Annotated in this window: 13 protein-coding genes; 10 read left to right on the plus strand and 3 right to left on the minus strand. The window is 58.1% G+C overall.

The window, feature by feature from the left end; genetic code table 11:
• The first annotated feature begins 51 nt into the window (after positions 1 to 51).
• The 6 genes from LRO94_RS22115 to LRO94_RS22140 all read left to right on the plus strand — a co-directional run bounded on the left by LRO94_RS22115 (position 52) and on the right by LRO94_RS22140 (position 5,374).
• Positions 52 to 930, plus strand: a complete 879-nt coding sequence (locus LRO94_RS22115) for an amino acid ABC transporter permease (RefSeq protein ID WP_025859372.1) — start codon at positions 52 to 54, stop codon at positions 928 to 930.
• Positions 931 to 954: 24 nt separating this feature from the next.
• Positions 955 to 1,719, plus strand: coding sequence for an amino acid ABC transporter ATP-binding protein (locus LRO94_RS22120; protein WP_010208290.1), 765 nt, complete (start codon positions 955 to 957; stop codon positions 1,717 to 1,719).
• Between the two features lie 25 nt (positions 1,720 to 1,744).
• Positions 1,745 to 2,566, plus strand: a complete 822-nt coding sequence (locus tag LRO94_RS22125) for an ABC transporter substrate-binding protein (protein WP_032891075.1) — start codon at positions 1,745 to 1,747, stop codon at positions 2,564 to 2,566.
• Positions 2,567 to 2,715: 149 nt separating this feature from the next.
• Positions 2,716 to 3,885: an MFS transporter gene (locus LRO94_RS22130; RefSeq protein ID WP_179180116.1), complete on the plus strand. Its 1,170-nt coding sequence runs from the start codon at positions 2,716 to 2,718 to the stop codon at positions 3,883 to 3,885.
• 54 nt (positions 3,886 to 3,939) lie between these two features.
• A complete protein-coding gene (locus LRO94_RS22135) occupies positions 3,940 to 4,887 on the plus strand; it encodes a hypothetical protein (protein ID WP_122680728.1) in 948 nt (315 codons plus the stop codon).
• A gap of 106 nt (positions 4,888 to 4,993) precedes the next feature.
• A complete protein-coding gene (locus LRO94_RS22140) occupies positions 4,994 to 5,374 on the plus strand; it encodes a helix-turn-helix domain-containing protein (protein WP_032891073.1) in 381 nt (126 codons plus the stop codon).
• A gap of 108 nt (positions 5,375 to 5,482) precedes the next feature.
• Here LRO94_RS22140 and LRO94_RS22145 read toward each other — a convergent pair whose 3' ends face one another.
• Together LRO94_RS22145 and LRO94_RS22150 are read right to left on the minus strand one after the other, a co-directional pair.
• Positions 5,483 to 6,001 carry a hypothetical protein gene (locus LRO94_RS22145; protein ID WP_081797863.1) on the minus strand — a complete coding sequence of 173 codons (519 nt, stop codon included), beginning with the start codon at positions 5,999 to 6,001 and terminating at the stop codon, positions 5,483 to 5,485.
• Between the two features lie 339 nt (positions 6,002 to 6,340).
• Complete coding sequence (locus tag LRO94_RS22150) at positions 6,341 to 7,402, minus strand: MBL fold metallo-hydrolase (protein ID WP_032891071.1); 1,062 nt, start codon at positions 7,400 to 7,402, stop codon at positions 6,341 to 6,343.
• Between the two features lie 123 nt (positions 7,403 to 7,525).
• On the opposite strand from LRO94_RS22150, the gene LRO94_RS22155 reads away from it, so the two are divergent.
• The 4 genes from LRO94_RS22155 (at position 7,526) to LRO94_RS22170 (ending at position 11,562) form a co-directional block, all read left to right on the plus strand.
• Positions 7,526 to 8,152, plus strand: a complete 627-nt coding sequence (locus tag LRO94_RS22155) for a TetR/AcrR family transcriptional regulator (protein WP_032891070.1) — start codon at positions 7,526 to 7,528, stop codon at positions 8,150 to 8,152.
• 191 nt (positions 8,153 to 8,343) lie between these two features.
• On the plus strand, positions 8,344 to 9,402 hold the full coding sequence (locus LRO94_RS22160) for a diguanylate cyclase (RefSeq protein WP_179179965.1): 1,059 nt from the start codon (positions 8,344 to 8,346) through the stop codon (positions 9,400 to 9,402).
• Positions 9,403 to 9,639: 237 nt separating this feature from the next.
• Positions 9,640 to 10,959 carry a methyl-accepting chemotaxis protein gene (locus LRO94_RS22165; RefSeq protein ID WP_179179964.1) on the plus strand — a complete coding sequence of 440 codons (1,320 nt, stop codon included), beginning with the start codon at positions 9,640 to 9,642 and terminating at the stop codon, positions 10,957 to 10,959.
• 84 nt (positions 10,960 to 11,043) lie between these two features.
• Positions 11,044 to 11,562, plus strand: coding sequence for a DUF1003 domain-containing protein (locus LRO94_RS22170; RefSeq protein WP_032891067.1), 519 nt, complete (start codon positions 11,044 to 11,046; stop codon positions 11,560 to 11,562).
• Here the strand turns inward: LRO94_RS22170 and LRO94_RS22175 are convergent.
• The gene (locus LRO94_RS22175) at positions 11,559 to 12,443 is read right to left on the minus strand and encodes a LysR family transcriptional regulator (protein WP_179180115.1); all 885 of its coding nucleotides are present in this window, start codon (positions 12,441 to 12,443) and stop codon (positions 11,559 to 11,561) included. The two genes, LRO94_RS22170 and LRO94_RS22175, sit on opposite strands and share 4 nt — an antisense overlap.
• Between the last annotated feature and the right edge of the window lie 62 nt (positions 12,444 to 12,505).

A 12,505-nucleotide genomic window follows, 5' to 3' on the forward strand; every position in this document is an offset into this window, starting at 1 on the left:
CATTTGGACCGAGTACATCAGTAGTAGCGTCATCAGTTTTGGAGAATCACCATGAACCAAACCCCGGCCGAGCGCTTGGAAATAGAGCGCAAGCTGTCCGAGAACCAGTTCGACATAACCCAGTACGAACACGTGCCGCGCCGCTATTACGGACGGATGTTTTTTGCCACGTTGATCGTGATTGTGTTGGCCGCACTGTTGCGCGCCTTCGCCAATGGCCAGATCGAATGGTCCTACATCGGTCAGTTCCTCACGTCTGAGGCCATTCTATGGGGCCTGGTGAATACCATCGTCATGTCGATTCTGGCGATGGCGCTGGGTGTGGTGATCGGCGTGATCACGGCAATCATGCGCATGTCGGCCAACCCGATCCTGCGCTATGTGGCCATCACCTACACCTGGCTGTTCCGCGGTACACCGCTGATTTTGCAGCTGTTGCTGTGGTTCAACCTGGCGCTGATTTTCCCGGTAATCGCGATTCCCGGCCTGTTCAGCATCGACACCGTTGACCTGATGACGCCGTTCGTGGCCGCCCTGCTCGGCCTCAGCATCAACCAGGGTGCCTATACCGCCGAAGTGGTGCGCGCCGGTTTGCTGTCAGTGGACACGGGCCAGTACGAAGCCGCCAAGTCCATCGGCATGCCGAGCTTGCAAGCGCTGCGTAGGATCATTCTGCCGCAGGCCATGCGCGTGATCATTCCGCCTGTAGGCAACGAGTTCATCAGCATGGTGAAAATGACCAGCCTGGCCAGCGTCATCCAGTACTCGGAGCTGCTGCACAACGCGCAAAACATCTACTACGCCAACGCCCGGGTCATGGAGCTGCTGATCGTTGCCGGTATCTGGTACTTGGCGGTGGTGACTGTTCTTTCATTTGGCCAGAGCCGTCTGGAGCGTCGTTTCGCTCGCGGCGCCGGCAAGCGTTCGTAAGTTTGGGTTGAGGAGATTTGCCCCATGAGAAGCATCGTCAAGGCCGTCAACCTGAACAAGTATTACGACCAGTATCACGCGCTGCGCGACATCAATATCGAAGTCGAGCAAGGCGAAGTGATGTGCATCATCGGCCCGTCCGGGTCGGGTAAAAGCACGCTGCTGCGCTGCGTCAACCAACTGGAAAAAATCGATAAGGGCGGCCTGTGGGTCGACGGCGAACTGGTGGGTTACCGGGTCGTCGGCAACAAGCTGCATGAGATGAATGAATCGCAGATCGCCCGACAGCGCCTGGCCACCGGCATGGTGTTCCAGCGCTTCAATTTGTTCCCGCATATGACCGTGTTGCAAAACATCATCGAAGGCCCGTGCCAGGTGCTCAAGCGCTCGCCCAAGGAAGCCATCGAAGATGCACTGGAACTGCTGGCCCGCGTGGGCCTGGCGGACAAACGCAATGCCTATCCGGTGGAATTGTCCGGCGGCCAGCAGCAACGCGTGGCGATTGCCCGTGCGCTGGCGATGCGTCCCAAGCTGATGTTGTTCGACGAACCCACCTCAGCCCTCGACCCGGAGCTGGTAGGAGAAGTGCTGTCGGTGATGCGCGATTTGGCCACCACCGGCATGACCATGATCGTGGTCACCCATGAATTGGGCTTCGCCCGTGAAGTGTCCAACCGCATGGTGTTTATGGACGCCGGCCAGATTGTGGAAGCCGGCAGCCCCGAAGAAATTCTAATAAGCCCACAAAACCCGCGTACCCAAAGCTTTATTTCTGCCGTTCGCACTTAACTAAAAAACTAACGAGAACGCCCCCATGAAAAAATTGTTTATCCCAACGATGCTCGCAGGCCTGATGGCCTCCACCTGTGTATTCGCGGCCTTGCCGGCGGCCATCAAGGACAAGGGTGAGATCAGCGCGGCTATCGTGCCGAACTACCCGCCGATGGATTTCAAGGACCCGGCCACCAATAAACTCACCGGCTTTGACTTCGACCTGGGCAACGCTCTGGCCGAGCGCCTGGGCGTGAAGATCAAGTGGCAGGAAACCGGCTTCGAGCAAATGCTCAGCGGCCTGACCACCAAGCGCGTGGACATCGTGCTGTCGGGCATGTCGGACACCGCCGAACGCCAGAAATCCGTAACCTTTGTCGACTACTTCACCAGTGGCCCGCAGCTGTACACCCTGGCCAAGCGTGAAGAGATCAAGGAACTGACTGACCTGTGCGGTAAAAAAGTCGGCACCAGTCGCCGGACTACTTGGCCGTCGGAAATTGCCGCGTGGAGCAAGGAAAACTGCGAAGCGGCGGGTAAACCGGCAATCGTGGTGATCGGGACTGAAGGTTCGGCGGATGCGCGGGCGCAGTTGCAGCAGAACCGGTTGGATGCGGCGATGCAGGGCAGCGAGACGATTCCTTATCTGATGTCGTTGGATAAAGGTAAGTACAAGCCGGTTGGGCTGGCGATTTCCAAGCAGTTCACCGGGCTGGGGATTGAGAAAAGCAACACTGAACTGGTGACCGCGATCAGTGAGGCGCTGCAGGGCATGATTGATGATGGGACCTACGGCAAGATTTTGAAGAAGTGGGATCTGGAGCAAGGGGCGGTCGAGAAGATCACCATTAACGCTGGCCAATAACTCGGTCTAAAAAAGGTGGGAGGGGGCTTGCCCCCGATGGCGGTGGTTCTGTCACCTGATGCTTGGCTGTACACCGCTATCGGGGGCAAGCCCCCTCCCACACTGGATTTTTGTTGTTCAAAAAAGATAACAAGGACATCCGCCCCACCGTGGCCACCTACTCCCTGGTAATCCGCCGCCTGATGATTTGCTCGGTGACCATCGTGGTCAGCCGCGCCATGACCAGCCCGTTGCTGGCCCTGCTGCTGAGCACGCGCCTGGGCCTCAACCAGCAGGACATCGGTCTGCTGATGGGGATCGCCGTGTTTATCGCCACGCTGCTGGGCCTGTACGGCGGCTACATCATCGACCGCCTGGAAAAGCGCAAGCTGCTGATCCTGGCCATGCTCTCCAGCGCCATCGGTTTTCTGTTGCTGACCTTTGCCAGCAACCTCTACCTGACGACACTGACCCTGGTAATCACCGAAGCCGCGTCGGCGCTGTTCCTGATTGGCTCCAAAGCGATCATCAGCGAAAATCTGCCAGTGGGTGAGCGTGCCAAGGTGTTTTCCCTGCGCTACACCCTCACCAACGTCGGCTACGCCATGGGCCCCATGGTGGGTGTAGTAATTGCGGGGCACATGCAGTTGGCGCCGTTCCTGATCGCCAGCGCAATTGCCTTCTGCAGTGTGTTCCTGATGATCGGCATCCCACCGACTCAACGGGACGAAAGCAACAAACCGCTGAGCTTTCTCAGCACCCTGCGCACATTGCGCAGCGACCGTACCTTGATTCTGTTCACCGGTGGCAGCCTGTTAAGCACCATTGTCCACGGGCGCTACACCCTGTATCTGTCGCAATTTCTGCTGGTGGCCTACAAGCCTGCGCAAGCTCTGAAGATTCTCTCGGCGGTGCTGGCATGCAATGCCATTACGGTGATTTTGATGCAGTACCAGATAGGCCGGTTTCTCAAGCGTGAACAGCTGCGCTACTGGATCGTGCTGGGGACGTTGCTGTTCATTGCCGGTTTGATCGGTTTCAGCCTGGCGGACAGCTTGGTCACCTGGTGCCTGGCGATGTTTGTATTCACCTTGGGCGAGATGATCATCTACCCCTCGGAGTTCCTGTTCATCGACACCATCGCCCCCGACACCCTGCGCGGCAGTTACTACGGTGCACAGAACCTGGCCGCCTTTGGCGGAGCGTTGAGCCCGGTGATTTGTGGGTACTTGCTGATCAATGCGGCGCCCACCAGCATGTTCTATGCCTTGGGCGCACTGACAGCTGTGGGTGGCACCTTGTGTTTCCTGAGTGGGCGGCGGGTTGCAGGTTCTTGCTGATATTTACATGGGATCCCGCTATTAATAGCGAAACTTCTCACGGACCCGAGCCTCATGAAATTCGACACAGCCTACAGTTTGAGTCTCGATGACAAGCTGTCGATCTACGACGTGCGTGACCTGAATTTCGACGAAACTGCCGTATACGACTCCGACACTGACCATTTCCTCTGCCCCAACGATGCGTGCCGAGGGACGTTCGATACGGGCAATGCGTTGAGCACATTCAATGCAAAAAACGTCAACTATGTGCGCACGCCGCACTTCAAGAACAAAACCAGCACCCAGCATATCGAGGGCTGCCGCTATGCCAGCACGCACAGGGGCGCTGCGGGGGAAACTGAAGACGAGCGCGAAGACCATTTCCCGTCGGAATTTGTACTGACCCGACGAACGTACCCGCGCAACACTCCGGTGACCGGTGCCGAAGCTCAAATCCCAGCGTCACCTGCGAAAACACCTTCAAACCGAACCAGCACGTCCGTCAGTTCCAGCGACACCACCCCGGATAAAACCAGCGTATTCGCCCACCCGGTGGAATGTTACGTGTCCAACATCGACGACAAGGACACGCTCAAGCGCATGCCGCTGAAAATCGGCGATCACACCGCGACCTACTGGACGTTTTTCAAGAAGATCGAATACCTGCAAGACAGCAAGGGCCTGATCTATTGGGGCAAGATTAAAGCGATCAAGGACTACACCAGCAGCTTTCGCATCGACTTCGAAAAGAAGGTGTGGCTCGACAAGAAGCCCTACTCGGTCAACGTTTATCTGAGCAAAAAACTCATCGAAAACTACCGCAAGCGCACGGCGTTCCTAGAACAGATCAAGGCGGCAGTGGACAGTCAGCGTGCGCTGTATTGCTTCTTCTACGGGGTGACGCCAGAGCTCAAGCATGTGCCCAGCAAGAAGAATCCCGAGCAAACGTTCGGGGTGTTCAGCGCGGATATCGAGAACCTGGATCACCTGATTATTCGGGAGGCGCCGGGGTTGGAATAGCCAGTGGTAAAAAGCCATCGGAAAAATCCAGTTGATGAGCGGTCAAAACAACTGTACAAAAACACAGTATAGTTTGTCCTCCCCCGTCGAACCCTGGAGAAACCCCATGTCCTCTCTGGCAATGAGCTCTTTCGTAGAACAGCAGATCGTCCTGCACCAATTCACCGCCAAACACAGCGCACAGGCCCGCGCGATGCTGGGCTGGAGTCGGGAAGACCTGGCCCGTCATGTCGGTGTGGCGGTGGAGGCTATTCAACGGTTTGAAAGCCAGGGTGACAGCGATGATGCAACGCGCCTGGCGCTGGCGTTTCGGCTGGAGGCTGAAGGGCTGGTATTTTTCCCAGGCTTTGCGCCGGGCTGGGGAATGAGTGCGCGCCGCCTTAATATCACGCCACCTGAACCCGTGGCACAGGGCATCATGTCTCGGCTGATGGGCTCAACCACCGCATCAATAGACTCTCCCAATGCCCAGCCGAATGGTGCGTAAAGCCTATCCAAGTCAGCGGACCAGCCGGCACCTTTAACCAGGTCTCATGCCGGCGCACGCTACGTAGGGAGATCAACGAGTGGGATTGCCCGACGCCACAGTCAGCCCCTACCGTGCATCTGCATGGCCACGAACACTGCGATACCCCTGCACCAGGACTGCCAGTGAATCCTTCGACCATCTTGCACCGTAGAACCACAACGTAGCCCCGGCTCCCAAAGGCTCGCCCAGCCTTGGGTATCCACTCCAACAAGCCTGATGGAACGCGGCACTCTGACTGTCCGAGACCAGCGCATCCAGCCGATGCTCAGTCATAAGGTCGTCGATTTCGTTACGCGTGTGGAGGTCGAATTGCAGCGAGCCATCGACCTGTTGTGCAGACACCGGTACAAGGAGCGCCCCGGCCTGTCGTAATTGCTCCAACGCTCGCAGGAACGGCGCCCGATGCTTGAGGGGTTCTTGATCACCGTTGCGCTCATATCGGTCGGCAAAACCTACGCGCCGGCCAGCCAGCATGCTGAGGGCAGTAAAAGTGCTGTTGTTCTGCACCAGAGGCACCTCCACCATCACCGGTCCCTCGGGTTCGATGCCGCTCAAGGCAATCAGCGTCAATGAGGGGTCACGCACGGGTTTTATCGGCAGGGCCGGCGCGTTATATCCGGGGATCAGTACGCCATCCCTGGGATGGACTTGAACGTGTGGATCGCCACAAAAAGCGATGTTGCGGGGAGGGGGCTGCTCAGAGGACGGAGCGTGGCACGACGTTGCCCGACCGGCTATATCCATGAGTGCAGCCAGCGGCTGCCCTAACTGGCAAACCGCCTCTGTTCGCGGATGTTTACTGCATTTTTTTTCCACCAAAACTACCCCCTGAACCGTGATTTTCCGGGGATCATCGCATCCTTCACTGGCGTGTGTCGCAGCCCTGAAACAACATGAAAACTCCTTTTTCCCACACCTCTTCCATCAGCTCAAAAGCTGCTCTTGTGCATCTTTTTGAGTTTCAACTTCCAGCCACCATGCATACCCACGCTCAGGCTGATTCAAGCTGAACGCCTGGCCCATGGGTGGCGTAGTGATCGACACATTACGCTCCCAAGCCAGCGCCATGATGCGGTCAAACGGTTCATGCCAGGCATGAAACGCCAGGTCGAAGGTACCGTTGTGGATCGGCAGCAACCAGCGGCCCTTGAGGTCGATGTGCGCTTGTAGGGTTTGCTCCGGCTGCATGTGCACATGGGGCCAATCAACGTTGTAAGCACCGGTTTCCATCAGCGTCAGATCGAACGGGCCGTATTGCTCGCCGATGCGCTTGAAGCCATCGAAGTAACCCGTGTCACCGCTGAAGAAAATCCTCCGCGCACCGTCGATCATCACCCACGAACACCATAGGGTCTGATTGGCATCAAACAGGCCACGCCCGGAAAAGTGCTGAGCCGGCGTGGCCACAAAACGGATGCCGTCTACCTCGGTGCCCTGCCACCAGTCCAGTTGGCGAACCTTGCTGGCGTCGACACCCCACTTGATCAAAATGTCACCCACGCCAAGCGGTGCTAGAAAATGACGGGTCTTGTTGGCCAATTGGACGACAGCCTTGCGGTCCAGATGGTCGTAATGGTTGTGGGAAAGAATCACCGCTTCGAGATCAGGCAGCTCTTCAAGGCTGATCGGCGGCTGATGGAAGCGTTTGGGGCCGGCCCAACTGAATGGGGAGGCACGCTCGGCGAACACCGGGTCGGTCACCCAGAACTTACCGCGCATTTTCAGCAATACAGTGGAATGCCCCAAGCGAAATACGCTGTGATCAGGCGCCGCCAACAGTTGCTCGCGCGTCAGCGGCTCTACCGGAATCGCCCCCACCGGTCGCGTGGTGCGCGGCTTGTTAAACACCATGTTCCAAAAAATACGCAACGTTTTGCCAAGCCCGCCATGTTGCACAGGGGCGTCGTTGCTGAAGTGCGCCTTGCCCTGCTCTGCTGGCTTGAGCGCTGCAGACGTGCGGTCGACGCGGGGTGAGATGGTGGCCATTGCAGAGTGACTCCTACGGTCCGCTCATAAATTACACTGCACAGTGTAGTTTCAAGATTGCAACAAAACAGGGAGCAAGTAAACTACCGAGTGTAATTTTCCTTCAAGAGCTGAGCGCCATCCATGACTGCCCCTCAACGCCTCACCGACCGTAAACGCCAAGCCATCGTGGCTGCTGCCATCGCTGAGTTTCGCGATAACGGTTTCGAGGTCACCAGCATGGACAAGATCGCCGCCACCGCCGGCGTTTCTAAGCGCACGGTGTACAACCACTTTCCCAGCAAGGAAGAGTTGTTCGCCGAGATTCTCCACCAGCTCTGGGCCAGCAGCGTCGCTCAGCTTGACGTCTGCTATGCCAGCGACCGCCCGCTGCGTGAGCAATTGCGCGGATTGCTGGAGGCAAAGATGAAGATGATGTCGGACGCCAACTTCCTCGATCTCGCCAGAGTCGCCATCGCGGCTACCATTCATTCGCCGGAACGTGCGCAAGACATGGTTACCCGCCTGAGCCAGCGCGAAGAAGGCTTCACCCAGTGGGTGCGCGCCGCCCAGGAAGACGGCCGTCTCTCCTGCACCGACCCGGCATTTGCCGCCCATCAGATCCAGAGTCTGCTCAAAGCCTTCGCATTCTGGCCGCAGATTACCCTCGGCCAACCAACCCTGGACGCCGCCAACCAGGCCAGCGTGATCGAGTCCGCCATTGACCTGTTCCTGGCCGGCTACGAAGTCAGGCCCACACCCGCCCAGTAATGCCTGTTGTGTAAGCGACACTTAAGGTCGTATTTGACGCTTTCGCCCTCTGTTTTGCGTAAATGGCCTGGAAGGACACTGATTATTCCCACGGGAATAACTGACAATATTCATCGGCCTTATCCGATCAACGGTTCATCCAGCGAACGTGCGCCTTCATATAGGTAGAAAAGCAGCTCAATCAGGACTTTATGGAAAACAGACAAGGCAAAGGACTCTCGTTTGCCAGGCGCATCTACAGGCCCAGAATCATCGGCTCTGCCATGTGCAGCATCAGTGTAATAGCCGCCCTGTATCCGTTGGCGATGCCGGGGTGGGTCTGGGCAGCGCTGTTGGCCAATGGTTTTGTCTGGCCGCACCTCGCGTATCAACTGGCGACCCGCGCCAAAGTCCCCTACGACGCCGAGCGACGCAATCTGGTGTACGACGCGTTATTCAGCGGCTTTTGGGTCGCGACGTTGCAGTTCGCGCCGTTAACCACCGTGACCTTGCTGTCCATGGTGTCCATGAACAACGTCGCCGCCGGCGGCAGATACCTGCTGTTACGCGGAGCACTGGCGCAACTGCTCGGCGCCGGCGTCGCTGTTTTGCTGTTTGGCCTGCACTTCAACCCTGGCATCAGCGTGGTCCAGGTCTACGCGTGCCTGCCGATGCTGACCTTCTACCCCATGGCCATCGGCATGATCTGCTATCAATTGGCGATCAAACTCTCGGACCACAAACGCGCCCTCCGTGCCTTGAGCCGCATCGACAGCCTCACGGGATTACTCAATCACGGGTCCTGGAAAGACTTGTTGCACCTCAAGTTCCACAAGTGCCAGCAACAACAAACCCACGGCACTATTGCGCTGATCGATATCGATCACTTCAAACAGATTAACGACACTCATGGCCATATCGCCGGCGACGCCGTGCTGCGCCAGTTGAGCTTGGAATTAAGGCGCCACTTGCGGGAAAACGACTTGGCTGGACGTTACGGGGGCGACGAGTTCTGTGTGATTCTTCCGCGAATGAACCAAGAAGAAGCCGCACAGGTGATGGAGCGCATGCGCGAAACCTTCAGCAAATACCGCGCCCCACACATCCCTGAGCTGCGCGTGAGCCTGAGCATTGGCTTGGCGGACTTTCAGCCCTCCTTCACCAGCGCCGCTATGTGGCTGAATGCGGCAGATCGAGCGCTATATGCAGCGAAAGATAACGGCCGCAACCGGGTGAATGTCAGCGACGAAAGAGTCGCCTATTCGGCCTGATACAGCCTCCAGCGCACCCGCGGAGATAGCACAGAGCCACCATCTGTCGCCTACCCAAAAAAGGTCCTGCCCTTGGGGCGAACTTCTTGGCAATCTGATCACTCTGAATCCCTTGTTCCACCTCCCTCTGTCGGCAGCAGGAAGCCGACAATGAGCACGTCAACCGTAGGCCGAGCGCCGTACGGGGCAGGCGCCTATACATGGAAAACTCAGACGCTGCCTGCCCGAGCCGCTACCATGCTATTCAACACCCATAAAAAAACCATCAACGCCCTGCAAAACACGGTTTCCCACCAGGCCAGCATGCTGGATGCCATCGAGCGCTCCATGGCGGTGATCGAATTCGATCCGCAAGGCAATGTACTGCGGGCCAATGACAATTTCCTCAACACCATGGGCTATCGCGCAGAGCAAGTTGTGGGCAAGCCCCATCGAATGTTCTGCACACCGGCGTTCGCCCGCAGCGCCGAGTATCACCAGTTGTGGTCGAACCTGCGCAATGGCCAATTTCAGTCCGGAACGTTCGAACGCCAGGCGAGCAATGGGGAATCGGTGTGGCTGGAAGCCAGCTACAACCCAGTCCGTGATGAGGCAGGGCACGTGATAAAGGTGGTTAAGTTCGCCTTGGACGTGACCCCGCGCCTGCAAGCCGAGAGCGAAGCCAGCGCCAAATTGGAGGCGATCGACCGGGCCATGGCGGTGATCGAGTTCAACCTCGACGGCACCATCATCACGGCCAACGCTAACTTCCTGCAGCGCATGGGCTATAGCCTCGCGCAAATCCAGGGCAAGCATCATCGCCTGTTCTGTTCTGCGGAGCTGGCCAACAGTTCGGCCTACACCGAGTTCTGGAAGCGCCTCAACCAAGGTGAGCTGTTCAGCGGCCAATTCGAACGCGTGGATAAGAACGGCCGGACGGTGTGGCTTGAAGCCAACTACAACCCGGTATATGACGCCAGCGGGCGCCTGTGCAAAGTGGTGAAATTCGCCTCGGACGTGACCGCCAAGGTGGAGCAACATGCCGCCGATGCGGCAAGCGCGTCTCAGGCGTATCACATTTCCCTGAACACCCAGGACATCGCGGAAAAAGGCGCCGAAGTGATTCAGCAAAGTGCCAACGGCATGCGCGAAATTGCCTCAGACATCGACGGTTCTTCGCAACTGATCGCCAAGCTGGGTGAGCGTTCGCAGCAGATCACCGCCATCGTCAACACCATTGGCGGCATCGCCGACCAGACCAACCTGTTGGCGCTCAACGCGGCCATCGAGGCGGCGCGCGCGGGTGAGCAAGGGCGTGGGTTTGCCGTGGTGGCCGATGAAGTTCGGCAACTGGCCGCACGCACAAGCCGTTCGACGGCGGAAATTTCCAGCATGATCGCAATGATCCAGAACGAAACGCGCCAAGCCATCGACAGTATGGACGGTACCCGCGACCGTGCAGCCCAGGGCGTGGACTTGGCCAACCGCGCCGGCACCGTGATCCTGCAAATACGCCAAGGCACTAACGAGGCATTACAGGCGGTGAGTGCGTTTGCCAATGACCGTGTCCGCCACTAAGTAGGATTTGGGTTATTCATGTGTAAGACAGGTCGCCAGGACTATAGTGAACCAACGTCTTAACCGTGATGACCCGAGCCCGCCATGACCCCAGAGAAGCCTGAAACCGCACCTATTGACCACATGCGTTTCCACCGCCCCCACGCTCACCTGGCGCCGACTTTCGGTAACGATACCTTCGCGCTGAAGGCCGAAGCCTTCGCCCGTTTCTTCGGCACCCCGACCTTCCTCGGCGCGCAAACCGCGATTGTGGTGCTGTGGGTGGTTCTGAATGCGACCGGCATCACTCACTTCGACGTGTACCCGTTCATCCTGCTCAACCTGGCGTTCAGCCTGCAATCGGCCTATGCCGCGCCGCTGATCCTGTTGGCCCAGACTCGCCAGGCTGCGCGAGACAAGGCGCAGTCAGACGCCGACGCACAGCATCGCGAAGCCTTGGCCACTGCCAATACCGAACGCCAGGCCCAGGCCGCTCAGACCACCAAACAGCTGCTGGAATTGCTGGAGCAAAACACCCGACTGACGGAAATGACCAAGCAACTGACCGAGCATATCGAAAGCCTGACGTGCGAAATGCATGAGCACTTCGTACGAAAAACCTAACGATCCGGCAATCGTACATGCTGTCCCAACTCATCAAACAACGTGACCACAGAGCGCAATGCCCGGCAATCGGGACGTGTGAGCAACCACAGCGCCGTGTCATACCCTGCCAATGCAGGGCCCAGTGGTTGCAGACCCTCATCAAGCAGAAAGTCCGGCAACGCCGCCACACCCATTCCCGCCCGCACCAATTCGGTCACCGACAACATGCTGTTGCAGCGATAGCTGGGCCGAATTCCCGGCAAGTGTTCGCGGCGCCAGGCGACGGTGGGATGATCGGGCAGGAAGTCATCCGGCGCGATCCAGGTCAGGTCGGCCAGTTCACGGCCTGCATGACGGCGGGCATAGTCGGCGCTTGCGTAGACTTGGTACGACACGGTGCCGAGGCAACGTCCTACGAGATGCTCAGGCGGAGTCTTGGTCAGGCGTAGGGCGATATCTGCATCGCGGCGGCTGAGGTTGGCGAAATCATTGGAGGTGCTCAGTTCCAGGATCAGCGCAGGGTAGTCCGGCATGAACTGCGCCAATGCTGGCAGCAACAGACCTTGCAGCACCAAGTCAGTACAGGTCAGGCGCACTGTGCCGCTGATCACCTCGCCCCCCTGCTCCACCCCGATACGCGCCGCTTCGAGGGCCAGTTCGGCGCGTTCAGCCTGCTGCGCCAAGTTGTTGGCCAGGCTGGTGGGCAGGTAGCCGGCGCGGCTTTTTTCAAACAGTGTCTGGCCCAGTGCCGCCTCCAAGCGTCGTATCGCGCGAAACACCGTGGACACATCCACCCGCAACAACGCTGCCGCCCGCGCCAGGGAGCCGCCGCGCACAAGTGCAAGGATCAGCGAAAGGTCAGCGTAGTCAATTGAATAGTGCGTCGGTGCATTGAGCATATGGGCAAACGCCAATATTGATTGCGTGAACGCCAATCTATAGTGCGCCTCAGCCCACAACA

The organism is Pseudomonas sivasensis (genome assembly GCF_021391435.1).
In the GTDB taxonomy this organism is placed as follows: domain Bacteria; phylum Pseudomonadota; class Gammaproteobacteria; order Pseudomonadales; family Pseudomonadaceae; genus Aquipseudomonas; species Aquipseudomonas sivasensis.

What these genes read in the sequence shown, in the direction of transcription:
- LRO94_RS22175 (WP_179180115.1), bottom strand. Translation starts at nt 12,443, where the DNA reads ATGCTCAATGCACCGACGCACTATTCAATTGACTACGCTGACCTTTCG.
- LRO94_RS22125 (WP_032891075.1), top strand. Translation starts at nt 1,745, where the DNA reads ATGAAAAAATTGTTTATCCCAACGATGCTCGCAGGCCTGATGGCCTCC.
- LRO94_RS22160 (WP_179179965.1), top strand. Translation starts at nt 8,344, where the DNA reads ATGGAAAACAGACAAGGCAAAGGACTCTCGTTTGCCAGGCGCATCTAC.
- LRO94_RS22150 (WP_032891071.1), bottom strand. Translation starts at nt 7,402, where the DNA reads ATGGCCACCATCTCACCCCGCGTCGACCGCACGTCTGCAGCGCTCAAG.
- LRO94_RS22165 (WP_179179964.1), top strand. Translation starts at nt 9,640, where the DNA reads ATGCTATTCAACACCCATAAAAAAACCATCAACGCCCTGCAAAACACG.
- LRO94_RS22155 (WP_032891070.1), top strand. Translation starts at nt 7,526, where the DNA reads ATGACTGCCCCTCAACGCCTCACCGACCGTAAACGCCAAGCCATCGTG.
- LRO94_RS22120 (WP_010208290.1), top strand. Translation starts at nt 955, where the DNA reads ATGAGAAGCATCGTCAAGGCCGTCAACCTGAACAAGTATTACGACCAG.
- LRO94_RS22135 (WP_122680728.1), top strand. Translation starts at nt 3,940, where the DNA reads ATGAAATTCGACACAGCCTACAGTTTGAGTCTCGATGACAAGCTGTCG.
- LRO94_RS22115 (WP_025859372.1), top strand. Translation starts at nt 52, where the DNA reads ATGAACCAAACCCCGGCCGAGCGCTTGGAAATAGAGCGCAAGCTGTCC.
- LRO94_RS22140 (WP_032891073.1), top strand. Translation starts at nt 4,994, where the DNA reads ATGTCCTCTCTGGCAATGAGCTCTTTCGTAGAACAGCAGATCGTCCTG.
- LRO94_RS22170 (WP_032891067.1), top strand. Translation starts at nt 11,044, where the DNA reads ATGACCCCAGAGAAGCCTGAAACCGCACCTATTGACCACATGCGTTTC.